The sequence below is a fragment of the Streptomyces lomondensis genome (assembly GCF_014651035.1).
GTDB classification, from domain to species: Bacteria; Actinomycetota; Actinomycetes; order Streptomycetales; family Streptomycetaceae; genus Streptomyces; species Streptomyces lomondensis.
Genome location: NZ_BMWC01000002.1, coordinates 161,521 through 184,501, shown reverse-complemented (window position 1 = coordinate 184,501; position 22,981 = coordinate 161,521). Strand labels below are relative to the sequence as shown.

Annotated in this window: 22 protein-coding genes; 17 read left to right on the top strand and 5 right to left on the bottom strand. The window is 70.6% G+C overall.

All coding sequences use genetic code 11. From position 1 onward, the window contains the following. Positions 1–13 precede the first annotated feature (13 nt). A complete protein-coding gene (locus IE255_RS08235) occupies positions 14–304 on the bottom strand; it encodes an Rv0250c family protein (protein WP_190049518.1) in 291 nt (96 codons plus the stop codon). Between the two features lie 288 nt (positions 305–592). On the opposite strand from IE255_RS08235, the gene IE255_RS08230 reads away from it, so the two are divergent. The 9 genes from IE255_RS08230 (at position 593) to IE255_RS08190 (ending at position 12,646) form a co-directional block, all read left to right on the top strand. Next, positions 593–2,782 (top strand): ABC transporter family substrate-binding protein, encoded by a 2,190-nt coding sequence (locus IE255_RS08230; RefSeq protein WP_190049517.1) that lies wholly within the window; start codon positions 593–595, stop codon positions 2,780–2,782. Between the two features lie 98 nt (positions 2,783–2,880). Further along, a complete protein-coding gene (locus IE255_RS08225; RefSeq protein WP_190049516.1) occupies positions 2,881–3,555 on the top strand; it encodes a hypothetical protein in 675 nt (224 codons plus the stop codon). Between the two features lie 235 nt (positions 3,556–3,790). After that, on the top strand, positions 3,791–5,698 hold the full coding sequence (gene typA, locus IE255_RS08220) for a translational GTPase TypA (RefSeq protein WP_190049515.1): 1,908 nt from the start codon (positions 3,791–3,793) through the stop codon (positions 5,696–5,698). A gap of 589 nt (positions 5,699–6,287) precedes the next feature. Beyond that, positions 6,288–7,928 (top strand): peptide ABC transporter substrate-binding protein, encoded by a 1,641-nt coding sequence (locus IE255_RS08215; RefSeq protein WP_190049514.1) that lies wholly within the window; start codon positions 6,288–6,290, stop codon positions 7,926–7,928. A gap of 142 nt (positions 7,929–8,070) precedes the next feature. Next, positions 8,071–8,997, top strand: coding sequence for an ABC transporter permease (locus IE255_RS08210; RefSeq protein ID WP_190049513.1), 927 nt, complete (start codon positions 8,071–8,073; stop codon positions 8,995–8,997). Then, positions 8,990–9,958 (top strand): ABC transporter permease, encoded by a 969-nt coding sequence (locus IE255_RS08205; RefSeq protein ID WP_190049512.1) that lies wholly within the window; start codon positions 8,990–8,992, stop codon positions 9,956–9,958. Before IE255_RS08210 ends, IE255_RS08205 begins: the two co-directional genes overlap by 8 nt. An 11-nt stretch (positions 9,959–9,969) precedes the next feature. Continuing rightward, a complete protein-coding gene (locus tag IE255_RS08200; protein WP_190049511.1) occupies positions 9,970–11,028 on the top strand; it encodes an ABC transporter ATP-binding protein in 1,059 nt (352 codons plus the stop codon). After that, the gene (locus tag IE255_RS08195; RefSeq protein ID WP_190049510.1) at positions 11,021–12,169 is read left to right on the top strand and encodes an ABC transporter ATP-binding protein; all 1,149 of its coding nucleotides are present in this window, start codon (positions 11,021–11,023) and stop codon (positions 12,167–12,169) included. Before IE255_RS08200 ends, IE255_RS08195 begins: the two co-directional genes overlap by 8 nt. A 66-nt stretch (positions 12,170–12,235) precedes the next feature. After that, positions 12,236–12,646 carry a VOC family protein gene (locus IE255_RS08190; protein ID WP_190049509.1) on the top strand — a complete coding sequence of 137 codons (411 nt, stop codon included), beginning with the start codon at positions 12,236–12,238 and terminating at the stop codon, positions 12,644–12,646. Positions 12,647–12,768: 122 nt separating this feature from the next. Here the strand turns inward: IE255_RS08190 and IE255_RS08185 are convergent, their stop codons facing one another. Beyond that, positions 12,769–14,892, bottom strand: a complete 2,124-nt coding sequence (locus IE255_RS08185) for a S9 family peptidase (RefSeq protein WP_190049508.1) — start codon at positions 14,890–14,892, stop codon at positions 12,769–12,771. Positions 14,893–15,071: 179 nt separating this feature from the next. On the opposite strand from IE255_RS08185, the gene IE255_RS08180 reads away from it, so the two are divergent. Both IE255_RS08180 and IE255_RS08175 read left to right on the top strand, forming a co-directional pair. Beyond that, positions 15,072–15,266 (top strand): hypothetical protein, encoded by a 195-nt coding sequence (locus IE255_RS08180; RefSeq protein WP_030842840.1) that lies wholly within the window; start codon positions 15,072–15,074, stop codon positions 15,264–15,266. Positions 15,267–15,409: 143 nt separating this feature from the next. Further along, entirely contained in the window at positions 15,410–15,553 is a 144-nt protein-coding gene (locus IE255_RS08175; RefSeq protein WP_190050125.1) for a hypothetical protein, read from the top strand. Between the two features lie 10 nt (positions 15,554–15,563). On the opposite strand, the gene IE255_RS08170 is transcribed toward IE255_RS08175, so the two are convergent. From IE255_RS08170 to IE255_RS40320, 3 genes are read right to left on the bottom strand one after another with little or no spacing between them, the layout of a single operon-like run. Beyond that, positions 15,564–15,773 carry a DUF397 domain-containing protein gene (locus IE255_RS08170; RefSeq protein WP_190049507.1) on the bottom strand — a complete coding sequence of 70 codons (210 nt, stop codon included), beginning with the start codon at positions 15,771–15,773 and terminating at the stop codon, positions 15,564–15,566. 36 nt (positions 15,774–15,809) lie between these two features. After that, positions 15,810–15,995 carry a Scr1 family TA system antitoxin-like transcriptional regulator gene (locus tag IE255_RS40325; protein ID WP_373309566.1) on the bottom strand — a complete coding sequence of 62 codons (186 nt, stop codon included), beginning with the start codon at positions 15,993–15,995 and terminating at the stop codon, positions 15,810–15,812. Continuing rightward, entirely contained in the window at positions 15,970–16,470 is a 501-nt protein-coding gene (locus IE255_RS40320) for a Scr1 family TA system antitoxin-like transcriptional regulator (protein ID WP_373309574.1), read from the bottom strand. Before IE255_RS40320 ends, IE255_RS40325 begins: the two co-directional genes overlap by 26 nt. Here IE255_RS40320 and IE255_RS40315 point away from each other — a divergent pair. The 6 genes from IE255_RS40315 to IE255_RS08140 all read left to right on the top strand — a co-directional run bounded on the left by IE255_RS40315 (position 16,426) and on the right by IE255_RS08140 (position 22,833). Beyond that, positions 16,426–16,827: an ATP-binding protein gene (locus IE255_RS40315; protein ID WP_372487523.1), complete on the top strand. Its 402-nt coding sequence runs from the start codon at positions 16,426–16,428 to the stop codon at positions 16,825–16,827. The genes IE255_RS40320 and IE255_RS40315 overlap by 45 nt on opposite strands. 226 nt (positions 16,828–17,053) lie before the next feature. Continuing rightward, complete coding sequence (locus tag IE255_RS08160) at positions 17,054–18,007, top strand: helix-turn-helix domain-containing protein (RefSeq protein ID WP_190049506.1); 954 nt, start codon at positions 17,054–17,056, stop codon at positions 18,005–18,007. Between the two features lie 52 nt (positions 18,008–18,059). After that, the gene (locus IE255_RS08155; protein ID WP_190049505.1) at positions 18,060–18,677 is read left to right on the top strand and encodes a Uma2 family endonuclease; all 618 of its coding nucleotides are present in this window, start codon (positions 18,060–18,062) and stop codon (positions 18,675–18,677) included. Between the two features lie 119 nt (positions 18,678–18,796). Next, a complete protein-coding gene (gene mshB, locus IE255_RS08150) occupies positions 18,797–19,657 on the top strand; it encodes an N-acetyl-1-D-myo-inositol-2-amino-2-deoxy-alpha-D-glucopyranoside deacetylase (RefSeq protein WP_190049504.1) in 861 nt (286 codons plus the stop codon). After that, entirely contained in the window at positions 19,654–20,064 is a 411-nt protein-coding gene (locus tag IE255_RS08145) for a DUF6113 family protein (RefSeq protein WP_190049503.1), read from the top strand. The genes mshB and IE255_RS08145 overlap by 4 nt, the downstream gene beginning before the upstream one ends. 156 nt (positions 20,065–20,220) lie before the next feature. Next, a complete protein-coding gene (locus IE255_RS08140) occupies positions 20,221–22,833 on the top strand; it encodes a hypothetical protein (protein WP_190049502.1) in 2,613 nt (870 codons plus the stop codon). The last annotated feature ends 148 nt before the right edge of the window (positions 22,834–22,981 follow it).

Here is a 22,981-nt window from a genome sequence, read left to right as displayed (position 1 = left end):
GACGCCCTCCCGGTCAGGGAGCGCGCCGGTCCCGGGCGCCGAGCCCCTCGTCGTCCGAGTCGACCCACAGCGAGGGGTCGTACGGCGCGTCCGAGATGGTGACGAGGTCGGGGCGCTTGGGTGCGGTCGGCGTGGCGGCGGCGTCGCGCAGCAGGGCGACGCTCTCGCGCAGGTGGTTGGCGTCGGCCCGGACGCGGCGCATCTCCAGGCCGCCGGTGCCGAGCTGCTTCTCCAGGCGCCCCAGCGAGCGGAACAGTTCGTCGAGACTGCGCTGGACTGACGTCAGTTCGTCGTGAACGGACATGACTTGCCCTCACTTCCGCGGGTCCTTCGAGGCCCAAGGCGGCAACGTTCATGCGCCTGCGAGTGTTGCGCGTCACACCTTGTGCTGTGAAGGGATGTGCATCGATTGGCCGAGGCGTGTCGGCGCACCCTGCGGTGCGTTGCGCCGCACGGGTGGCTTCCCGCCCGTGACCGCCGTGTCGCCCTGTGTTGCCGAACCCTTTCCTCTTCAGTGGCCGCATACATCAGATGAACTCCAAATACCGCCAAAAGTGATCATAACGCCCGCGGCTTCCCGGAGGTAGCACAGATGTCCCAGCACGGCGTCGGCCCGCGTGCGGTCACGCGCTCGGTCGCCTTCCTCACCGCGGGCGTGCTCGCGGTGCCCGCGCTCGCCGGATGCGGCTCCGAGGACCCGGCCGGCAAGCCGCACGCCGCCCCGGACATCCAGCCCGCCGCCCGCGACAAGATCGCCGACGGCGGCACCCTGCGCTGGGCCGTGGACTCCGTGCCCGACACCCTGAACACCTTCCAGTCGGACGCCGACGCCACCACCACCCGCGTCGCCCAGGCCGTCCTGCCGTCGATGTTCCGGATGAACGCCTCCGGCCGCCCCGAGCGCAACCCCGCCTACCTGGAGTCCGCCGAGGTCGTCGAGACCGAGCCCAAGCAGGTCGTCCTGTACAAGCTCAACCAGCAGGCCGTCTGGAGCGACGGCCGGGAGATCGGCGCCGCCGACTTCGCCGCCCAGTGGCGCGCCCTGTCCGGCAGGGACACCGCTTACTGGACCGCCCGCAACGCCGGCTACGACCGCATCCAGAAGATCGAGCGCGGCGACAGCGCCCTGGAGGTCCGGGTCACCTTCGGCCGCCCCTACGCCGACTGGCGCTCGCTGTTCTCGCCGCTGTACCCGAAGGACGTCATGGGCACCCCGGACTCCTTCAACGACGGGGCCCGCAAGAAGCTCAAGGTCACCGCCGGTCCCTTCACGGTGCAGAAGGTCGACCGCGACGACGAGGAGATCACCCTCGTCCGCAACCCGCGCTGGTGGGGCGAGCCCGCCAAGCTCTCCGAGATCGTGCTGCGCACCGTCCCGCGCGACAAGCGGGCCACCGAGCTGGCCGCCGGCACCCTCGACCTGGCCGAGATCGACCCGGTCGCGGCCCGCCGCATCACCGTCGCCGCCCGCCCCCAGAGCTCCAGCAGCCCGCTGATGGGCCCGGGCGCCGACCGGTCCGCCGCGGACGCCCTGCACTCCTGGGCCGTCGCCAACGGCTCCGACGAGGACGCCGCCGACGAGGAGACCGTCGCCCGCAAGAAGCTGCGCAAGGCCGCCGCGAAGTACGCCCGGCAGCAACAGGCCCTGCGCGGCTTCGAGGTCCGCAAGTCGCTGGAGCCCGCCTTCACCCAGCTCGCCCTGAACGGCGCCGAGGGCCCGCTCGCCGACGAGCGCGTCCGCAGGGCCGTCGCCCGCGCCCTGGACCGCAAGGAGCTGGCCGAGGTCGTCCTCAAGCCGCTCGGCCTGCCCGCCGTCCCGGTCGGCAGCCATCTGGCCCTGTCCGGCCAGGCCGCCTACGCCGACAACAGCGGCGCCCTCGGCGGCCAGGACACCAAGGAGGCGCAGGCCCTGCTCGCCGACGCCGGCTGGGTACGCGGCGGCCCCGTCAAGGAGCAGAAGAAGAAAGAGGAGAAGGCGGCAGGCGCCGAGGGCGAGAAGGCCTCCGGCTCCTCGCAGGACGAGTCGGACGACGACGGCACCTACATCGTCGGCGAGGACAACAAGGCCCACCGCGGTCCGGACCCCGCCGACCACCTCGCCCAGGACGGCAAGCAGTACAAGCACCCGCACCAGGGCGGCGCCCCCGGCGCGTACGCCCCCAAGGGCACCGCCGCCCCGGCGAACCAGGAGGCGGCCCGGTTCGCCAAGAACGGCAAGGCGCTCACCCTCCGCTTCGTGCTCCCCTCCGGGCCCGGCTCCCGGACGCTGCGCACGGTCGCCGACCGCATCTCCCGCATGCTGGAGCGCGTCGGCATCGGCACGGAGATCTCCAAGGTCTCCGACGAGTCCTACTTCAAGGACCACATCGCCTCCGGCCAGTACGACCTCGCCCTGTACTCCTGGCCCGCGACGGCCTTCCCCGCCACCGACGCCCGCCCCGTCTACGCCAAGCCCGTCCCGGCCGCCGACGGCTCCCTGAGCGTCGAGCAGAACTACACCCGGGTCGGCACCGACCAGGTCGACCAGCTCTTCGACCAGGCCGTGGCCACCCTCGACGAGGGCGAGTCCCGCTCCCTGATCCGCAAGGCCGACTCCCGCATCTGGGCGGCCGCCGGCTCCATCCCCCTCTTCCAGCGCCCCCAGCTCCTCGCGGCCCGCAAGAACCTCGTGAACACCGGCGCGTTCGGCTTCGGCACACCGGTCTACGAGGACATGGGCTTCCTGAAGAAGGGCGCGAAGCCGGCGTCGGGCCCCTCCGCGAAGGAGTCCGCGAACCGGTAGCTCCCTTGCCGTTCCCGCCCGGCGCCCGCATCATGAACGCAACAGTGATCATGGTGCGGGCGCCGGGCGTCCGCCCACGGGGGGACAGGAGCCGGCGGATGCGCGGCAGGGTACGGCCGGCCCGCGCGGCCGGACTGGTCATCGGGGTGCTGGCGACGGGCCTGGCGGCGTGCACGGGCGGGGGCGGGGCTGCCCGGGACCACGAGACCGACAGACCCACCGCGGCGGCCTGCGCGAACGGCACCTTCACCTGGTCCCACGTCAACAAGCGGGACCGGCTGACCGGCGTCTCCGAACCGGAACGGCTCGAAGCGGACGGCGGCCCGACGCGGAACGCGCTGCGCCGGGTCCACACACCGCGCCCGTCCGTCAGGGCCGACGGACCGGTCCCGTCCGCCGCCGAGGTCCTTTTCTCCCTCGGCAAGAAGACCGGCGAGATCGACTCCGACGCGCCCACCCTGTCCGAGGCCGGCGGAGACACCTGGGCGTTCACCGATGTCAGGCAACCGGCCCCGGAGCTCGACACGGACCGCGTCACGCCGCACGCGGCGGGCGAGTTCTACCAGTACGCCGGCGTGCGGGAGGTGTCGGCGGACTTCCGCTACACCTGCCCGGACGGCAGGACCGCCTCCGGCCACGCCCGGAACTGGACGGTCGATCTCGCGGGACTGGCCGACTGCGGCGAGCGCCCGGACTCGGCTCTGGCGCGAGAGGCCGCCCAGCACGCTTGCGGACAGGCCAGGTCCGGCACCCCCAGCCCGTCCGGCGCTTGAGGACGAGGCCGTCCAGGCCGAAGCGGGGGACCGGGGGCGGCAGCCCCCAGGCCAGGGCATCGGCGCCGAGTACCTCGAAAAACAGGGCCTGACCTGCACCGACCCATCCCGGCTAACCCCAGCAGGCGCGGACCCGTACCATGGGGTGAGGCCGTGGCATGTTGAGCCCGGCAGGGCCCGCGCACCACCGACGTACGCGCAGGGCATTCCTCACCACTCCGGGAGTACGCCTTTTATGGCCACGCGCCACGACATCCGCAACGTCGCCATCGTCGCCCACGTCGACCACGGCAAGACCACCATCGTCGACGGCATGCTGAAGCAGGCCGGTGCCTTCGCCGCCCACCAGCTCGACTCGGTCGACGATCGCATGATGGACTCGAACGACCTGGAGCGTGAGAAGGGCATCACGATCCTCGCCAAGAACACGGCGGTGAAGTATCACCCCAAGGACGGCGGGGACCCGATCACCATCAACATCATCGACACCCCCGGCCACGCCGACTTCGGCGGCGAGGTCGAGCGCGGTCTGTCGATGGTCGACGGCGTCGTCCTGCTCGTGGACGCCTCCGAGGGCCCGCTCCCGCAGACCCGCTTCGTGCTGCGCAAGGCGCTCCAGGCCCGGCTGCCCGTCATCCTGTGCATCAACAAGACGGACCGGCCGGACGCCCGTATCGACGAGGTCGTGAACGAGGCGTACGACCTGTTCCTGGACCTGGACGCCGACGAGGACCAGATCGAGTTCCCGATCGTCTACGCCTGCGGCCGCGACGGCATCGCGTCCCTCACCAAGCCGCAGGACGGCACCGTCCCGGGCGACTCCACCAGCCTGGAGCCGTTCTTCAACACGATCCTGGAGCACATCCCGGCCCCGACCTACGACGAGTCGGCCCCCCTCCAGGCGCACGTCACGAACCTGGACGCCGACAACTTCCTCGGCCGTATCGCGCTGCTGCGCGTCCAGCAGGGCGAGCTGAAGAAGGGCCAGACGGTCGCGTGGATGAAGCGCGACGGCTCCGTCCAGAACGTGCGCATCTCCGAGCTGATGATGACCGAGGCGCTCACCCGCAAGCCGGCCGAGAAGGCCGGCCCGGGTGACATCTGTGCCGTCGCCGGTATCCCGGACATCATGATCGGCGAGACCCTGGCCGACCCGGAGAACCCGGTCGCGCTGCCGCTGATCACCGTCGACGAGCCCGCGATCTCGATGGTCATCGGCACCAACACCTCCCCGCTGGTCGGCCGCGGCGCCACCGGCAAGGGCGCCGACAACAAGGCGGCCGTCAAGGACCGCAAGGTCACCGCCCGCCAGGTCAAGGACCGCCTCGACCGCGAGCTGATCGGTAACGTCAGCCTCCGCGTGCTCGACACCGAGCGGCCGGACGCCTGGGAGGTGCAGGGCCGCGGCGAGCTGGCGCTGGCCATCCTCGTCGAGACCATGCGCCGCGAGGGCTACGAGCTGACCGTCGGCAAGCCGCAGGTCGTCACCAAGGACGTCGACGGCAAGGTCTACGAGCCGGTCGAGCGCATGACGATCGACGTGCCCGAGGAGCACATGGGCGCGGTGACGCAGCTCATGGGCGTCCGCAAGGGCCGGATGGACAACATGTCCAACCACGGCTCCGGCTGGGTCCGCATGGAGTTCGTCGTGCCCTCCCGCGGTCTCATCGGCTTCCGGACCGAATTCCTGACGCAGACCCGCGGCACGGGCATCGCCCACTCCATCCACGAGGGCTTCGAGCCCTGGTTCGGCGCGCTCCAGACCCGTAACAACGGCTCCCTGGTCGCCGACCGCGCCGGTGCGGTCACCGCGTTCGCGATGACCAACCTCCAGGAGCGCGGCGTGCTCTTCGTGGAGCCGGGCACCGAGGTGTACGAGGGCATGATCGTCGGCGAGAACTCCCGCGCCGACGACATGGACGTCAACATCACCAAGGAGAAGAAGCTCACCAACATGCGGTCCTCGACGGCCGACGTGACCGAGTCGATCGTCCCGCCGCGCAAGCTGTCGCTGGAGCAGTCCCTGGAGTTCTGCCGCGACGACGAGTGCGTCGAGGTCACCCCGGAGGCCGTGCGCATCCGCAAGGTGAACCTGGACGCCCGCGAGCGCGCCCGCGCCGCCAGCCGCGCCAAGCACGGCTGACGCCTGCCGTTCGACGACATCGGGCACCCCGCGAGGCGGGGTGCCCGATGCTGTCGTAAAGCGGAGGGAACGCGAAGGGAAGGGTTAGGGAAAACCCTCGATTTGCCGGGGGCAGCCGCCCGAAGCGCCTCATGCGCACTACCCTGCTGCGGAAGTGCCGCGCCCTGCCCGGACAACGTCCTTGTGGCGGAGGCTCCTTGAGCGCGCGACGACCACCGTCGGCACCTTGCACGGCAGCCACGGCAGCCGCAAGCGGTTTATCTCACTCGCGTCCGGAATGCGGACACCCACCACCGATAGATGTGTAACAAGTCCGTTTCGCAGGGATCTTTCACCAAACCCTTTGTCCGGATTTTGGAAGATGTAGGCGCGAGCTGTGATCGAACCGAGACCTCGAGAGTGTGGTTCGCTCCTGGCGTTTGGCAGATAGTTAGGCGCGTAGAGCTCGGATGAACGGGTCACTCGCTGGAGGCGGCGCCGACTCACGAGCGCGGGGGCACCTGACGATTTCCGGCACCGGCGACGGGCGGTGGCGGTGGTCTGTCTGTGCTCCCTTTGCGGTGAACCAATGACTTCATAGGAGGAACCCATGCGCGGTGCCAAGAGCGCCAAGTGGGTCGCGGGGGCGATAGTCGTCGCCCTGGCCGCCACCGCCTGCGGCGGCGGCGACGACAGTGCCGGCGACGACATGAACAAGGGGAAGGCCGACCCGAACGGCATCGTCACTGCGCAGCTGAGCGAACCTCAGAACCCGCTCCAGCCGGCCAACGCCAAGGAGAGCCAGGGCAGCCGCGTGCTGCGCACGATCTTCGCCGGCCTGGTCGACTACGAGCCGGGCACCGGCAAGCTCGAGTACGTCAACGCCGAGTCGGTCACGCCGAACGACGACTCGTCCGAGTGGACCGTCAAGCTCAAGCCGGGCTGGAAGTTCCACGACGGCACGCCGGTCACCGCCAAGTCCTACGTGGACTCCTGGAACTGGTCGGCCAACATCAAGAACAACCAGACCAACTCCAGCTGGTTCTCCGACATCGTCGGCTTCGAGGACGTGCACCCGGAGAAGGGTGAGCCGAAGACCGACAAGATGTCCGGCCTGAAGGTCGTCGACGACAACACCTTCACCATCAAGCTGACGCAGCCGGTCTCGTACTTCGCGTACAAGCTGGGCTACGACGTGTGGGCGCCGCTGCCCGAGTCCTTCTTCAAGGACCCGAAGGCGTTCGGCGAGAAGCCGGTCGGCAACGGCCCGTACAAGTTCGTCTCCTGGGAGCACAACAAGCTCATCAAGGTCCGCAAGTTCGCGGACTACCAGGGCCCGAACAAGGCCAAGAACGGCGGCATCGACTTCAAGAACTACACGACCGCCGACGCCGCCTACTCCGACCTGCGCTCCAACAACGTGGACTGGATCGAGCAGGTCCCGACCACCGCGCTGACGAGCTACAAGACGGACCTCGGCGACCGCGCCATCGACCAGCCGTACTCGGCCGTCCAGTCGATCGTCCCGGCGTTCTACACCAAGCAGTTCAAGGACATCGACCCCAAGGTCATCCAGGGTCTGTCCATGGCGATCGACCGCCAGACGATCACCAAGACCGTCCTCCAGGGCACGCGTACCCCGGCCGACTCCTACGTCGCCCCGGGCGTCCTCGGCTACAAGAAGGGCGCGCTCGGCGACATCGTCAAGTTCGACCCGGCCCAGGCCAAGAAGCTCATCCAGGAGGGTGGCGGCGTCCCGGGCAACAAGATCCAGATCCAGTACAACGCCGACCAGGACCACAAGCCCTGGGTCGACGCGGTCTGCAACTCGATCCGCAAGTCCACCGGTGTGGAGTGCACCGGCGACCCGAAGCCGACCTTCCAGGCCGACCTCGACGCCCGTGACAACGAGCAGGTCAAGTCCATGTACCGCGGTGGCTGGGTGCTCGACTACCCGGTCAACTCGAACTTCATGCGCGACCTGTACGGCTCCACGGCGGCCGGCAACACCAGCGGCTACTCCAACAAGGAGTTCGACAAGCTGAGCTCCGAGGCGGACAAGGCCAGCTCGATCGAGGAGACCGTGGCCAAGTACCAGGAGGCGGAGCAGCTCCTCGCCAAGGACATGCCGGCGATTCCGCTCTGGTTCTACAAGGTCAACAGCGGTCAGTCCACCAACATCCTGGGCAAGATCGAGTACGGCCAGGACGGTGACCCGATCTTCGACACCATCCAGGTCAAGCAGAAGTAAGAAACACGACCGCAGACCGGTGCCGCCCCTCCCGACAGGGGAGCGGCGGCGCCGGTCCGTAGGCACAGGCCTCCACCTCACGCCCCACCCTGCGGTATGAGTGCGCAGGCCTCGCCGACCCCTCACGGCATGGAGGCGCAAGATGGGGCGCTACGCCGCCAGGCGACTGCTCCAGATGATCCCGATCTTCATCGGGACAACTCTGTTGATCTTCCTGATGGTCCACATCCTGCCGGGCGACCCGGTCCGGGCCATCTACGGGGACAAGGCTCCCGATCCCGCACAGATCGCGCAGATCAAGCGCGAGTACGGCTTCGACAAGCCCGTCCTCGAACAGTACGTCCACTACATGTGGAATCTCCTCCAGGGAGACTTCGGCAAGAACCTGGCCGGACGCCCGGTCACGGAGCTGATGGCCGAGGCGTTCCCGGTGACGCTGCGGCTGACGCTGCTGGCCATCACCATCGAGATCATCATCGGTGTGGGCCTCGGCGCGTGGGCCGGTCTGCGGGCCGGCAAGGCCGCCGACACCGGTGTGCTGGTCTTCACCCTGACGGTGATCTCCATCCCGGTGTTCGTCCTCGGCTTCATCGCCCGGTTCATCTTCGCGGACGAACTCGGCTGGCTGCCGCCCAACGTCCAGGACTCCACGGACTTCTCGCAGTTGTTCCTGCCGGCCTTCGTCCTCGCCATGCTGTCCATGGCATACGTGGCACGGCTGACGAGGACGACCTTCGCCGAGAACCTGCGGGCCGACTACATGCGCACCGCCCTCGCCAAGGGCCTGCCCCGGCGCCGCATCATCGGTGTCCACCTGCTGCGCAACTCGCTGATCCCGGTCGTCACCTTCGTCGGCACCGACGTCGGCGGCTTCATCGGCGGCGCGGTCATCACCGAGGGCATCTTCAACATCCAGGGTGTCGGCAACCTCCTCTACAGGGCGATCCAGACGAGCGAGGGCTCGACGGTCACGGGTGTGGTGACGGTGCTCGTCCTCGTCATCCTCCTGATCAACCTGCTCATCGACCTGCTGTACGCGGTCCTGGACCCGAGGATCCGGTATGCCTGACGTGACCAAGGCCCAGACCACCGACGCCGCGGCCGTGGACGCCGTGGCCCCGCCGGCCGTCGACGCCCCCGCCAAGGACAGCGGCAAGAAGAGCGACAAGCCGCGCTCCCTGTGGGGCGACGCCTGGTACGACCTGCGGCACCGTCCCATGTTCTGGGTGTCCTCGGTGCTGCTGGTCCTGCTGCTGGTGATCGCCGCCTTCCCGGGCTGGTTCACCAGCGTCGACCCGCGCGACGGCGACCTCGTCAACCACTACCTGGGCAAGCCGCAGCTGGGGCACTTCTTCCAGCCCGACTGGTTCGGCTACGACCAGCAGGGCCGCTCCATCTACTCGCGTGTCATCCACGGCACCCGCGCCTCGATCCTCGTCGGCGTCGGTGTGACCGCCCTGGTCACCCTGCTCGGCGGTCTGCTCGGCATGCTCGCGGGCTACTTCGGCGGCTGGATCGACTCGATGATCTCCCGGGTCGTCGACATCTTCTTCGGCCTGCCGTTCCTGCTCGGCACGATGGTCGTCCTGAACGCCTTCACCGAGCGCAAGGTGTACGTGGTGATCCTGGCCCTGGCCTGCCTGGGCTGGACCTCGATCGCCCGGGTCACGCGCAGCTCGGTCATCACGGCCAAGCAGGCGGACTACGTGACGGCGGCCCGGGCGCTCGGCGCGAGCACCACGCGGATCCTGTTCCGCCACGTGATGCCGAACGCCATCGCGCCGACCATCGTCGTGGCCACGATCGCCCTCGGCGGTTACATCTCCGCGGAGGCCACGCTGTCGTTCCTCGGCCTCGGCCTCAGCGACCCGACGATCTCGTGGGGCATCGACATCTCCGAGGGCAGCAAGGTGATCCGGGACAACCCGCACACGCTGCTGTTCCCGGCCGGCATGCTCAGCCTCACGGTCTTCGCGTTCATCATGCTCGGCGACGCGGTGCGCGACGCCCTTGACCCGAAGCTGCGCTGAGGAGGGCGTACGTGACCACCATCGAAGAGACCCGGAACGTCCCCGAGCCGCGCGGTGCGGCCGGGGGTGACGTTCCCCTGCTCGAAGTGCGCGATCTGCACGTCGAGTTCCACACCCGTGACGGCGTCGCCAAGGCCGTCAACGGCGTCAACTACACCGTGCGCTCCGGCGAGACCCTCGCCGTGCTCGGCGAGTCCGGCTCCGGCAAGTCCGTGACCGCGCAGGCGATCATGGGCATCCTCGACATGCCGCCCGGGCGGATCCCCCAGGGCCAGATCCTGTACCGGGGGGAGGACATGCTCACCATGTCCAACGACGCCCGGCGCAAGATCCGCGGCAGCAAGATCGCGATGATCTTCCAGGACGCGCTCTCCGCGCTGAACCCGGTGCTGTCCGTCGGCTACCAGCTCGGCGAGATGTTCCGCGTCCACCAGGGCCTGAGCAAGAAGGACGCCAAGGCCAAGGCCATCGAGCTGATGGACCGCGTGAAGATCCCGGCCGCCAGGGAGCGCGTCGGCGACTACCCGCACCAGTTCTCCGGCGGTATGCGCCAGCGCATCATGATCGCCATGGCGCTGGCCCTGGAGCCGGACCTGATCATCGCCGACGAGCCCACCACGGCCCTCGACGTGACGGTCCAGGCCCAGGTCATGGACCTGCTCGCGGAACTCCAGCGCGAGTACAACATGGGCCTGATCCTGATCACCCACGACCTCGGCGTGGTCGCCGACGTCGCGGACAAGATCGCGGTGATGTACGCGGGCCGGATCGTGGAGACCGCCCCGGTGCACGAGCTGTACAAGCGGCCCGCGCACCCCTACACCAAGGGTCTGCTCGAGTCGATCCCGCGCCTGGACCAGAAGGGCCAGGACCTCTACGCGATCAAGGGCCTGCCGCCCAACCTGACGCGGATCCCGTCCGGCTGCGCCTTCAACCCGCGCTGTCCCATGGCGCAGGACATCTGCCGTACGGACGTCCCGCCGCTGCACCCGGTCACCGAGCGGGACGGCGGCGAGCTGGTCGGCCGCGGCAGCGCGTGCCACTTCTGGAAGGAGACGATCCATGGCTGAGCTGGAGAAGACGGACGAGTCCATGGACGCCACCCCCAACGTCACCGAGGTGGAGACGGTCGACGCCGCCACCGACGAGGAGGCCGTGGCCGCCATCGAGGCGCCGGTCGAGCGCGGGGAGCCGATCCTCCAGGTGCGCAACCTGGTCAAGCACTTCCCGCTGACCCAGGGCGTCCTGTTCAAGCGTCAGATCGGCGCGGTCAAGGCCGTGGACGGGGTCTCCTTCGACCTCTACCAGGGCGAGACGCTCGGCATCGTGGGCGAGTCAGGCTGCGGCAAGTCCACCGTCGCCAAGCTGCTGATGATGCTGGAGAAGGCGACCGCGGGCGAGATCTTCTACAAGGGCCAGGACATCACCAAGCTGTCCGGGCGTGCGCTGAAGGCGGTCCGCCGGAACATCCAGATGGTGTTCCAGGACCCGTACACCTCGCTCAACCCCCGTATGACGGTGGGCGACATCATCGGGGAGACATTCGAAATCCACCCCGAGGTGGCCCCGAAGGGCGACCGCCGCCGCAAGGTCCAGGACCTGCTGGACGTGGTCGGCCTCAACCCGGAGTACATCCACCGCTACCCGCACCAGTTCTCGGGCGGTCAGCGCCAGCGCATCGGCATCGCCCGCGGCCTCGCGCTCAACCCCGAGATCATCATCTGCGACGAGCCGGTCTCCGCGCTGGACGTGTCGGTGCAGGCGCAGGTCATCAACCTGATGGAGAAGCTGCAGAACGAGTTCAACCTCTCGTATCTCTTCATCGCGCACGACCTGTCGATCGTCCGGCACATCTCGGACCGGGTGGGCGTGATGTACCTGGGCAAGATGGCCGAGATCGGCACGGACACGGAGATCTACGACCACCCGACGCACCCCTACACCCAGGCGCTGCTGTCGGCCGTCCCGGTCCCCGACCCGGAGTCCCGCGAGGGGCGCGAGCGGATCATCCTCACCGGCGACGTCCCGTCCCCGGCCAACCCGCCCTCGGGCTGCCGCTTCCGCACCCGCTGCTGGAAGGCCCAGGACAAGTGCGCCCAGCAGGTCCCCCTCCTGGCCATCCCGGAGCGGTTCCAGGGCTCGGACACCCCGGCGGCCCACGAGTCGGCGTGCCACTTCGCCGAGGAGAAGGACGTGGTCCACGCGGCCTGACCCACCGCTCCCGGTTCCCGGCCCTTCTCGTCGAAGGCGCCGGGAACCGGCGTTCGAGGATCTGGATTGCTGCATCACATCGAACTCTGGGTTCCCGACCTTCCCCGGGCGACCCGCGCATGGGGCTGGCTCCTCGGCCGCCTCGGCTACGAGCCGTACCAGGAGTGGGAGCACGGCCGCAGCTGGCGGCTCGGTCCGACGTACCTCGTCGTCGAGCGGTCCCCGGCTCTGCGAGGCGGCGAGCACGATCGCATGAGGCCGGGTCTCAACCACCTCGCGTTCCACGCCGGGACGCCGGCCGACGTCGACGGGCTGGCTCGCGACGCCCCGGCGCACGGCTGGGAGCCCCTCTTCCCCGACCGCTACCCGCACGCGGGAGGCCCCGGGCACTACGCCGCGTACCTCGCCGACACGGACGGGTTCGAGGTCGAGCTGGTAGCTGCCGAAGTGCCCGCAAACCCCCGCGAACTGCGTTAACACGCAAGCAACTTCGCCGACCCGATCCCGATATACGGACGCGTCAGGCTGAACAGCGTACGGCCGTGCGGGTGCCGTAAACGGGCCGGGGCGCGCCATGTCGCCCCGGCCCGTTGCCATGCTCAGCCGCCGGTGATCCCCAGGGACCGCTTCAGGAAGTCGACCTGGAGCAGCAGCAGGTTCTCCGCGACCTGCTCCTGCGGGGTGATGTGGGTGACGCCGGACAGCGGCAGCACCTCGTGCGGACGGCCGGCGGCCAGGAGGGCCGAGGACAGGCGCAGGGCGTGGGCGACGACCACGTTGTCGTCGGCGAGGCCGTGCACGATCATCAGCGGCCGGTGCGGCTCCGCGGGGGCGGACAGGCCGTCCGCGGTGACCAGGGAGCTCTTCGCGTACGACTCCGGGTGCTCGGCCGGCGTGCCCAGGTAGCGCTCCGTGTAGTGCGTGTCGTAGAGGCGCCAGTCCGTCACCGGCGCGCCCGCGATGCCCGCGTGGAAGACGTCCGGGCGGCGCAGCACCGCGAGGCCCGCCAGCCAGCCGCCGTAGGACCAGCCGCGGATCGCCACCCGGGACAGGTCCAGGGGGTAGCGCTTCGCGAGGTCCTCCAGCGCCTCCACCTGGTCGTCCAGCGACACCGTGAAGTCGTGGCGGACCGCCTTCTCCCACGCGGGGGAGCGGCCCGGCGTGCCCCGGCCGTCCGCGACGACCACCGCGAAGCCCTGGTCCGCGAACCACTGCGAGGTGAGATGCGGGTTGTGGGCCGCGACCACCCGCTGGCCGTGCGGGCCGCCATAGGGGTCCATGAGCACCGGCAGGGGGGTGTCACCGGCGTAGTCCCGAGGCATAAGCACGGCGCACGGGATGCGGCGTGCGCCCCCCTCGGTGAGCGTCACGCGGGGGGACATACCAGGATCTTCGGCATACGAGCGGACAGTCATGGTCGGTTTTCCGTCGCGCAGCACCCGCACCCGCGCACCCGGCCGGTCGAGCGTCGCCGAGACCAGGACCGTCACGCCCCCGGCCCGCACCGCCGCGTGCACACCCGGCTCCTGCGACACCCGCTCCACGCCCAGCTCGTTCACCCGGTACACATGCACCTGGCCCGTCTCCGCCTCGGCCGCCTCCTCGCCGGCCGACGCCGAGACCAGCACGTCGTCGTCGGAGACGTCCAGCACGGCCCGGACATGCAACTGCGCTCCCGTGAGCGGCCGTTCCCCGACCGCCAGCACCCGCGCACCGCCCTCGTCCGCGATCCGGACCAACTGCCCGGACGGGCTCCAGCACGGCACCCCGGGGAAAAGATCAAGCCATGTTGGATCTTCGTCGGCGTGCACCATCCGCGTCGCGCCCGAGTCGGGATCCACGGCCAGGATCAGCTGGCTCCGCTGGTCCCGCGCCTGTACGAGCAGCAGCGGCGCACCCGCCCCTGACCAGTGCACACGCGCCAGATACGGATACCGCGCCCGGTCCCAGGCCACCTCCGTGCGCGACCCCTCCAGACCGATCACGAACAGCCGCACCTCCGCGTTGCCGGTGCCCGCCGCCGGATACGCCACCCGCTGCGGCTCCCGTTCCGGATGCGCCGGGTCCGAGATCCACCACCGCTCCACCGGCGTGTCGTCCACGCGCGCCACGAGCAGCCGGTCCGACTCCGGAGCCCACCAGAAACCGCGCGAGCGCCCCATCTCCTCGGCCGCGATGAACTCGGCCAGTCCATATGAGACATTCTCCGACTCCGGCTCGGCGAGCGCCCGGTCGTCCTCACCCTCGGCGCCCACCACGCGCAGGGCGCCCCGGGCGACGTAGGCGACATGCCGCCCGTCGGGCGACGGGCGTGGGTCGATCACCGGCCCGGGCGTGCGCAGTTCACGCGCCGTCCCGGCCCGCAGCTCGGCCGCGAAGAGCCGCCCTGACAAGGCGAAAGAGGCCAACTCGACGGCCGTGTCGGTGGCGTACCCGACGATGCCGGCCCCGCCCTCGCGACTGCGTTCCCGCCGGGCCCGCTCCTCCGGCGAGAGGTCCTCCGAGGCGCCGCCCAGCAGGGCGCGCGGGTCGGCCGCCACGCGCTCCCCGCCCTCCTCCGTGTCGAGGACCCACAGCGCACTCGCCCGGTCCGTGCCGGAACCGGAGCGCAGGAACACGACCCGTGAACCGTCGGGCGCCACGGTGAACGAACGCGGCGCGCCGAGCGTGAAGCGCTGGGTGCGGGCGTGCCGTCGGGGGAAGGAGTCAGCCTCGGTCGTCATGCCCTGACCATATTGGCCATGCGCCCCCTTGTGCGGCCGTGCGCCGATCGATGCGCACGGACGGATAGTTATGATCAATGTCGCATAGTGGGTATGAACCTGCTGGCTGCTGTACGGATTTGATGCCCCCATAGTCCGACCCCCCCCGCGCCCCTGTGGATCTTTGGAGGTGAGCCGCCGTGGCACTCTCGATTTCGGCGGTGGTGCTGCTGGCGATCATCGTCTTCCTGCTCATCAAGAAGTCAGGACTGAAGGCCGGGCATGCGATCGTCTGCATGCTGCTCGGCTTCTACCTCGCCTCCTCGACCGTCGCTCCCACGATCAACGAGCTGACGACCAACATCGCGGGCATGATCGGCAGCATCAAGTTCTGACCGCGCGCATGCCGGCGGGGGCCGAGGGAAGGTCCGGGCCCCGGCTGGAGTCCATGCCTCGTCCGTCGCGATGCCCGCCTGCCCCAAGTCGGGTTCCGTAAGCTTGGCGGGCCGGGCACGAACGAGGGACGAGGGGACGGCGCGTGGACTACGAGAGCGTGGACAGCGGTCTGCCGCCCGAGGTGATCGCCGAGGAGATCGTCCGCGACCTCCCGTCCGCCCTGAACGAGTTCACGGCCATCGCCCGCTCCCTGAGCGGCGAAGTGGACGTACCGGAGGTCGAGTAGGAGTCGCCGGTCAGCCCCCGACCGCGTACGGCACGAAGTCGGCCCACGCGCCGGGGGCGAAGGCCAGCCGGGGACCCTCGACGTCCTTGGAGTCACGGACGTGGACGGTGCCGGGTTCGGTGGCGACCTCGAGGCAGGAGTCAGTCTCCGCGCCGCTGCTGTAGCTGCTCTTGAACCACGCCAGGTCCGAGTCGGCCCTGGACGAGGTCTTGCGGATCATGTCTCCCCCAGCAGTTGCTCGATGAAGGCAGTCGACTCACGCGGCGTGAGAGCGGAGTTGCCTGGGATCGGTAACCGGTCGGCCGTTGGCGACTCCTGGCGAGCGGCCCACGGCCGTTCCGTCGTCGAACTTCAGCACCTCGATCCCACCGTCCACCCCGGCGTGCTCTTCGCGGTCCATCGGCATGACCTGGATTTCAACGTTCGGCAACTGTCCGACCACAAGCAGATGTTCGAGCTGCTGACGCACCACCTTCGTCCCCCCCCCCGAGGCGTCGCCGGAGCGTCCACTCGTCCTGGATGAAGCTGAGTTCGGGCGCCGAGTTGCGGGCGAAGACCGCCTTACGGGCCATGCGAGCAGCTACGCCCCGTTCGACCTCCTCTTCGGCGTATCGAGGCCGCCGCATCCGGAACAGCGCTTGTGCGTATTCCGACGTCTGCAGGAGCCCGTGGGTGTTCACGGGATCGTAGAGCTGAAGCTCCACCGCCCGCGCCTCCATCTGCGCCAGGTCCCGCACCTTCTTCGGGTACCGGACCTTCTTCACGTCCTCTTTCATCGCCGCGACAAGACCCCCGGCACCCAAGACCTCGTCCGCCGTGTCCAGATAGTCCGACCGGGGGATCCGCTTGCCACCCTCAACCTTGTAGACGAGATCCTCGCCGTACCTGACCGCCACTGCGAACTCGCCGACCCGCATCCCGGCCGCTTCCCGACGGAGCCTCAACTGCCGTCCCACCGTGGCGACCACCGCGAGTGCCCATTCGTCGTCCGGGTCCACCTCCCAGCCCGGCTCGTCCGTCTGCTCCGCCTCGGCCCGTACGTGGTCGGCGCCACGATCCGCATTGAGGTCACCGACACGCGCGGCGACCGGCTCCCCGCGCTTCGAGCGCCCGATGCCGTGGCCGAGTCGGGCCGGGGTCTGCTGCTCGTCGAGGCGCTGGCCGACCGCTGGGGAGTGACCGAAGGGCGGTTCCCGCGCAAAACCGTCTGGGCCGAACTCGGCTTCAGGGCACCGGAACCCGCATCCGCGCGCTCCGGTGCCGTCGGCGACTGAAAGACAGAGAACTTCGGGAGAAAGAACCCTGCCAAGCCCCACCCCTCCCGCCCGTGGTCGCGCTCACTCGGGCGGGTGAACATCCCGAAACCGGCTGGCTTTCGCGGCCATCGAGGCCCGACGCTCAGCGCAACGCACCACCACAACCGCAGACATGAAACGGCCCCCGCCGGGACTGCAATCCCAGTGCGAGGGCCTGACCACCGAGGAAGACAGGACCTTCCTGATGGATACGCAGAACCCTAGCGTGCCCCCGCACGCCCAGGCCCGCGTTGCGGGCAACAAGCACCCGAACCGGCGGCCTCATGCCGGCGGCGGCCTCACTCACGACAACACCCGCCACACCACCCGCTTCACGGTGATCGGCAACCACCTCACCCAGCACCCGGAGCTTTCTCTCCTCGCGATCGGCCTGGCCTGCCACATCCAGTCGCTGCCCAAGGGCGCCCGCGTCGACATCAAGACCCTCGCCGCCCGGTTCCTGGAGGGAGCCACCCGGATCGCCGCCGCCCTACGCGAGCTGGAGGCCCACGGCTACCTGCGCCGTGAACGCCACCGCACGCCCACCGGCCGCATCGTCACCCGCACCATCTCCTGCAACCAGCCGGCGGCGGCCCGCCACCGTCCCGAGGCCCACGACCACTCGGAGGCCCGAACCGCGGCGGCGTCAGAGCAGGCGCCGCCACAGCAACGGGAGGCGTGCGAGGAAAGCAGGACGCATCCCACGCGGGCGGCGAGCGGGGAACGACCACCCCGCAAGCCCCTCCCGGACGTACCGCGCCCCGCCTACCCCGCCCCCGCTCTCCTCCAAGCCGCCACCGACCTCCTCGCGGACCTCCACCGCCACGACCCCCGGCTGCTTCTCTCCGCCTGCGACACGGCCCACCTGGCCCCCGGCGTCGCCGCCTGGCTGGAGAGGGACGTCGCCCCCACCGCTGTACGCCGCGCCCTGACCGCCGACCTGCCGCCCGAGGGCGTACGACGGCCCGCCGCCTTCCTGGCCCACCGTCTCGCCGCCCAGCTCCCGCCCCAGGCTCCGTTCCGCGCACCGGCCGCCGCCCCGCCGCCGGCCGTACGGCACCCGATGCGGAACTGCGACGGCTGCGACCGCGGCTTCCGCTCGCCCGACCCCACAGCCCGCTGCCGCGACTGCCGCTCCGACCTCCAGGAGGCCGCCTAGCATGAACGTGACGACCCTTGCCCCTGGGCACAGACGACGAGGAGCGAGCGCCATGACCATCGCACCCGACGACGCGCGTCAGGGCGCCTCCCACCTGTACCGGGCCATGCGTGACTTTGTTCAGTCCTCGGACGACACCCTGCCGGGCAAGTTCGAGATCACCAAGGAAGGGATCGTCCACGACATGATGTCGCCCAGCGGTCGGCATGAGCTGACCACACTGCGACTCCGGAAGCGCCTGGAGAAGGTGATGCCGGAAGAGCTCGTGGCACATACGGGTGAGCCCGATGTGGAGAACGAACCCGAGGGCGTCATGCGCCGCCCCGACATCATGGTGATCGCCGAAGAGGACATGGACGTAGAAGGGTCCTTCGACGCCCGTACGCTCATCGCCGCCATCGAGGTCGTCTCCCGCTCCAACCCGCGCAACGACTGGGTGGGCAAGATGCGCGACTACCCGCTGCTAGGCATCCCGGTCTACGCGATCTTCGACCCTCGTACTGGCACCGGTGCCGTCCTCACCGATATCCATCGGACCCCGGACGGGCCCCGCTACGCCACCCGCAAGGATTTCGTCTACGGCGAAGACGTCACCATCGGGGAGTGGACCATTCCGACGAGCGGCCTGCCGCGCTACCAGGACGACGATGCGGAAGAGATCGAGTCCTGAGGGACTCGATCCGGAAACGGGAGAACCGGTTTCGGCCACCTTCGTTCGGACGACCCTCTCCAGGGGTGACGGGCCGGGGCGCGACGAACAGCGGTCCGGCGCCTCGTAGGGTGGGATCCATGACGGATCTGCCCTCCCGGCGTCTGCTGCTGGTGCACGCGCACCCGGACGACGAGTCGATCAACAACGGCGCGACCATGGCCAGGTACGCGGCCGAGGGTGCCCACGTCACCCTGGTCACCTGCACCCTCGGCGAGCGCGGCGAGGTCATCCCGCCCGAGCTCGCGCACCTGACCGGCGCCGCCCTGGGGCAGCACCGCCGCCGCGAGCTCGCCGCCGCCATGGCCGAGCTCGGCGTCCAGGACTTCCGTCTCCTCGGCGGCGCCGGACGCTACAGCGACTCCGGGATGATGGGCCTGCCCGACAACGACGACCCCGCCTGCTTCTGGCAGGCCGACGTCGACGAGGCCGCCGCCCACCTCGCCGAGGTGATCCGCGAGGTACGCCCCCAGGTCCTCGTCACCTACGACGACCACGGCGGCTACGGCCACCCCGACCACATCCAGGCCCACCGCGTCGCCATGCGCGCCGCCGAGCTGTCCGCCAAGACCGGCTGGACGATCCCCAAGGTCTACTGGAACCGGGTCCCCCGGCCCGTTGTGGAGGAGTCCTTCGCCCGGCTCCGCGAGGACCTGCCCGGCACCCCCTTCAGCAAGGCCGCCGAGGTCGACGACGTGCCCGGTGTCGTGCCCGAGGAGCGGATCACCGCGGTGGTCGACGGCACCGCGCACGCAGCCGCCAAGGCCGCCGCGATGCGCGCCCACGCCACCCAGATCACCGTGGCCGAGCCGTACTTCGTGCTGTCCAACGAACTCGCCCAGCCGATCCTCACGACCGAGTACTACGAGCTGGTGCGCGGCGAGCGGGGCCCCGGCGCGCGGGAGACGGACCTGTTCGCCGGGATCGAGGAGACCTCATGAGCGACCGGAGCTCCATGCTCGCCCAGCCGATGCGGCCGCCCTCCGCCGGACGGGCCGCCGCCTGCTTCGCGTTCTTCCTGCTCGGGGCCGTGGTCGGGGCGGCCGGGGCGCTCGTGCAGCCCGGGTGGTTCCCGGGCGGGCTGATCCTCGCCCTGGCCGGTGAGGCCGGGCTCGTCCTCGGCGCCGCCCGTGTCACGCGCGGCCGGGCCGGGGCCGTCGCGGCCGCCGCCGGCTGGATGCTCGCCGTCATCCTGCTCACCGCCAGCCGCCCGGAGGGCGACTTCCTCTTCGCCGCGGGGGGCGGCTCCTACGTCTTCCTGCTCGGGGGCATCGGCGTGGCTGTGATGTGCGCCACCATTGCCCCGGGGCGGCAACCTGACGGCGATCCCGTCCGACTTGGCAAGTGACGTACCACTTCGCCAGGACGCGCCCGTGGGGGTCCGGTGTGAGTTTCCCCAGCGGTCCTGGGATACGGGTGAGAAGTGGCCAGTATGGTGGTGCGCGCCGCCGAGCTGCCCGCGTGAGGTTGTGTCGGGCGGCGGAGCCAACCGGGAGAACCTGCCTTGAGTCGTGAAACTGACACTCCGTCCTCCGGGCCCAACGGGCGCGGCGGAGCCGCCTACCCGTCGGGTACGCCGCCGTACGGGACCCCGACGGTCTCCGACGGCGGTACGGGCGCGGGCCGTTCGGCCACGCGGCCGGAGGAACGCAAGACCGAGACCACGCTGACGACCCGGATCCGGATCAACATCCCCGGGTCGCGGCCCATTCCGCCGGTCGTCGTGCGCAAGCCCGTCACGGAGGCGGAGAGCCCCGCCGACACCGACACGCACGGTGAGACGTCTTCGGCGCCGAGCGCCGCGACGCCCCGGGGTGCGGGCACGGGCGAGCCTTCCGCCGAGGACAAGCCGACCAGCGACTGGTTCGCGCCCCGCAAGTCCGGCACGGGCCCGGGCGGTCAGGGCGGCGGCTCCACCAACGGGGCCGGTCTGCCGGGCGGTTCCGCTCCGGCGGCCGGCGGTTCCGGTACGGGCGGCCCCGGTTCGGGCGGCCCCGGCGCGTCCGGGCCGGCCGCGGCCGGTGGGGCGCGGCCGGGTGCCGGGCGGCCCGGCGGCGTGGTCGGCTCCATGGGCGCGCCGGGCGGCTCCCGGTCCGGCGGCACGAACGGCGCGGGGCTCCCGGGCGGCGCGACCGGCGGGCCCGTCGCGCCCGGGCACGGCGGCGGCACCGGCTCCTTCGACGTCACCGAGGCACTGGCGGCGGGCCCGCTCGGCAACGGTTCGCGTCCCGCCCCGGGCGGTGGCGACGAGCCGCGCCGCGACGAGCTGCCGTACTTCTCGGAGAACGGCGGCAGCCAGAACGGGCAGAACGGGCAGAACGGCTACGGCGGTCCGAACGCCTCCCACAACTTCGCCGAGAACGGCGTGCCCGGCGGTCCCGGCACCCAGGGGCCGGCCGGCCCGACCGGCGGCCCGGTCACCGGGGACGGCCCGATGGTGCCCCCGGCCGGTGGCCCCGGAGCGGCGGGCGGCTTCAATGAGCGGAGCGGGCCGGGCGGTTACAACGAGCCGGGCGGTCCCGGCGGGCCTGGCGGTTTCAACGAGCCGGGCGGTCCCGGCGGTCCCGGCGGCCCGGGTTCCTACAGCGGGCCCGGGGGGCCCGGCGGCTTCGGTGAACCGGGTGGCCCCGGCGGCCCCGGCGCCTTCGACGAGACCGGTGTCCCCGGCACGCCCGGTGTCCCCGGCGCGCCCGGTGTCCCTGGCAGGCCCGGCGGCCCCGGCGCCCCCGGCGCCTTCAACGACCCCGGCCGACCGGGAGGACCCGGCGCGCCCGCAGGCCCCGGCGCCATAGGCGCCCCCGGCGCCCCTGGTGGCCCGGGCACACCCGGCGGCCCCGCCGGTGCGGGAGCCCCTGGCGGCCCCGCCGGCCCCGGGGTCGGCACCCCCACCGGCCAAGGCGCCGCAGGCTCCGGCTCCGGCGGCATGAGCGACGACACCGCCATCCTCACCCCGCAGAAGCCGGCCCCCGAGCCCCCGGACGGCCAGGGCTACGCCCCCCGCCACGACAACGTCTCCGGACACACTGTCACCAGCGGCATCCCCGTCGTACCGCCCGGCGCGGCCTCGCCGTTCGGCCCGGGCGCGCCCGGCGACGGCCCGGTCCCGCACACGGCCCCGAAGCTGCCCGAGCCGGTCTCGCCGCCCCCGGCGAGCTCCGCCAAGGCGCCCAAGAAGAAGGGCCGCAACAAGCTCGTGCTGCTCGCCGCGGCCGTGGTCGTCGCCGCCGGCGGCCTCTACGGGGCCGGTTTGCTGATGAACCGCACCGACGTGCCCAAGGGCACCACCGTGCTCGGCGTCGACATCGGCGGCACCACCCGCGACGGCGCGGTCAAGAAGCTCGACGAGGCCTTCGACGACCGCGTCGGCAAGGAGCTGAAGCTGTCCGTGGGCGGCAGGACCGTCGCCCTGGACCCGGACAACGCGGGCCTGCAGTTCGACATGGACGCCACGGCCGACGCGGCGGCCAAGAGCGACTACAACCCGGTCTCCGTGATCGGCTCGCTGTTCGGCAACCACCGCGTCGTCGCCCCGGACATGCCCGTCGACGAGGAGAAGCTGCACGCCGCCCTGGAGAGCGCGGCCGGCGGCTCCGGTTCGGTCACCGAGGGTACGATCAAGTTCCAGCCGGGGAAGGCCGTCGCCGTCTACGGCAAGGCGGGCAAGGGCATCGACCTCGCCAAGTCGACGACGGCTGTCGAGAAGGCGTACCGCACCCAGGTGGAGACCGGTACGGCCACCACGGTGACGCTCCCGACCACCACCAGGCAGCCGACCGTCTCGAACGCCGAGGTCGACCGGGTCCTGAAGGAGTTCGCGCAGCCCGCGATGTCCGACCTGGTCACCGTCGAGACCGACGCGGCCCACCGCATCCAGTTCGGCAAGCTGTCCCTGCCGAAGATCCTCGGCTTCAAGGCCGTGGACGGCAAGCTCGTGGAGACGTACGACCTCAAGGCGCTCCAGGAGGCGTACGGCACGACCTTCGAGGGCGTGCAGATCGAGGGCGCGAGCGGCAAGCGCGACGTCACGCCGCAGGACGTCGTCGCCGCGCTGCGCAAGGCCCTGCGCGGCAAGACACCGGCGGAGCGCGTCGGCGTCATCGACACCAAGCCGAACTGACCTCGCACCGTCCGGCCGGCCCCACAGCCCCTGCCCGCACCGGGCAGGGGCTGTCCGTCGTCGTCACCCGGGAGACATGACATCTGTCATCCGGCACTCCGGACGCCCGACACTGCCCTCGCCGACCGCCCCGAAGCCACCATGGCCG

Coding starts and splice junctions, on each gene's coding strand:
- IE255_RS08215 (WP_190049514.1), top strand. CDS start 6,288: ATGCGCGGTGCCAAGAGCGCCAAGTGGGTCGCGGGGGCGATAGTCGTC.
- IE255_RS08225 (WP_190049516.1), top strand. CDS start 2,881: ATGCGCGGCAGGGTACGGCCGGCCCGCGCGGCCGGACTGGTCATCGGG.
- IE255_RS08235 (WP_190049518.1), bottom strand. CDS start 304: ATGTCCGTTCACGACGAACTGACGTCAGTCCAGCGCAGTCTCGACGAA.
- mshB (WP_190049504.1), top strand. CDS start 18,797: ATGACGGATCTGCCCTCCCGGCGTCTGCTGCTGGTGCACGCGCACCCG.
- IE255_RS08205 (WP_190049512.1), top strand. CDS start 8,990: ATGCCTGACGTGACCAAGGCCCAGACCACCGACGCCGCGGCCGTGGAC.
- IE255_RS08145 (WP_190049503.1), top strand. CDS start 19,654: ATGAGCGACCGGAGCTCCATGCTCGCCCAGCCGATGCGGCCGCCCTCC.
- IE255_RS08210 (WP_190049513.1), top strand. CDS start 8,071: ATGGGGCGCTACGCCGCCAGGCGACTGCTCCAGATGATCCCGATCTTC.
- IE255_RS08170 (WP_190049507.1), bottom strand. CDS start 15,773: ATGATCCGCAAGACCTCGTCCAGGGCCGACTCGGACCTGGCGTGGTTC.
- typA (WP_190049515.1), top strand. CDS start 3,791: ATGGCCACGCGCCACGACATCCGCAACGTCGCCATCGTCGCCCACGTC.
- IE255_RS40320 (WP_373309574.1), bottom strand. CDS start 16,470: ATGCGGGTCGGCGAGTTCGCAGTGGCGGTCAGGTACGGCGAGGATCTC.
- IE255_RS08160 (WP_190049506.1), top strand. CDS start 17,054: ATGGATACGCAGAACCCTAGCGTGCCCCCGCACGCCCAGGCCCGCGTT.
- IE255_RS08230 (WP_190049517.1), top strand. CDS start 593: ATGTCCCAGCACGGCGTCGGCCCGCGTGCGGTCACGCGCTCGGTCGCC.
- IE255_RS08185 (WP_190049508.1), bottom strand. CDS start 14,892: ATGACGACCGAGGCTGACTCCTTCCCCCGACGGCACGCCCGCACCCAG.
- IE255_RS08155 (WP_190049505.1), top strand. CDS start 18,060: ATGACCATCGCACCCGACGACGCGCGTCAGGGCGCCTCCCACCTGTAC.
- IE255_RS08195 (WP_190049510.1), top strand. CDS start 11,021: ATGGCTGAGCTGGAGAAGACGGACGAGTCCATGGACGCCACCCCCAAC.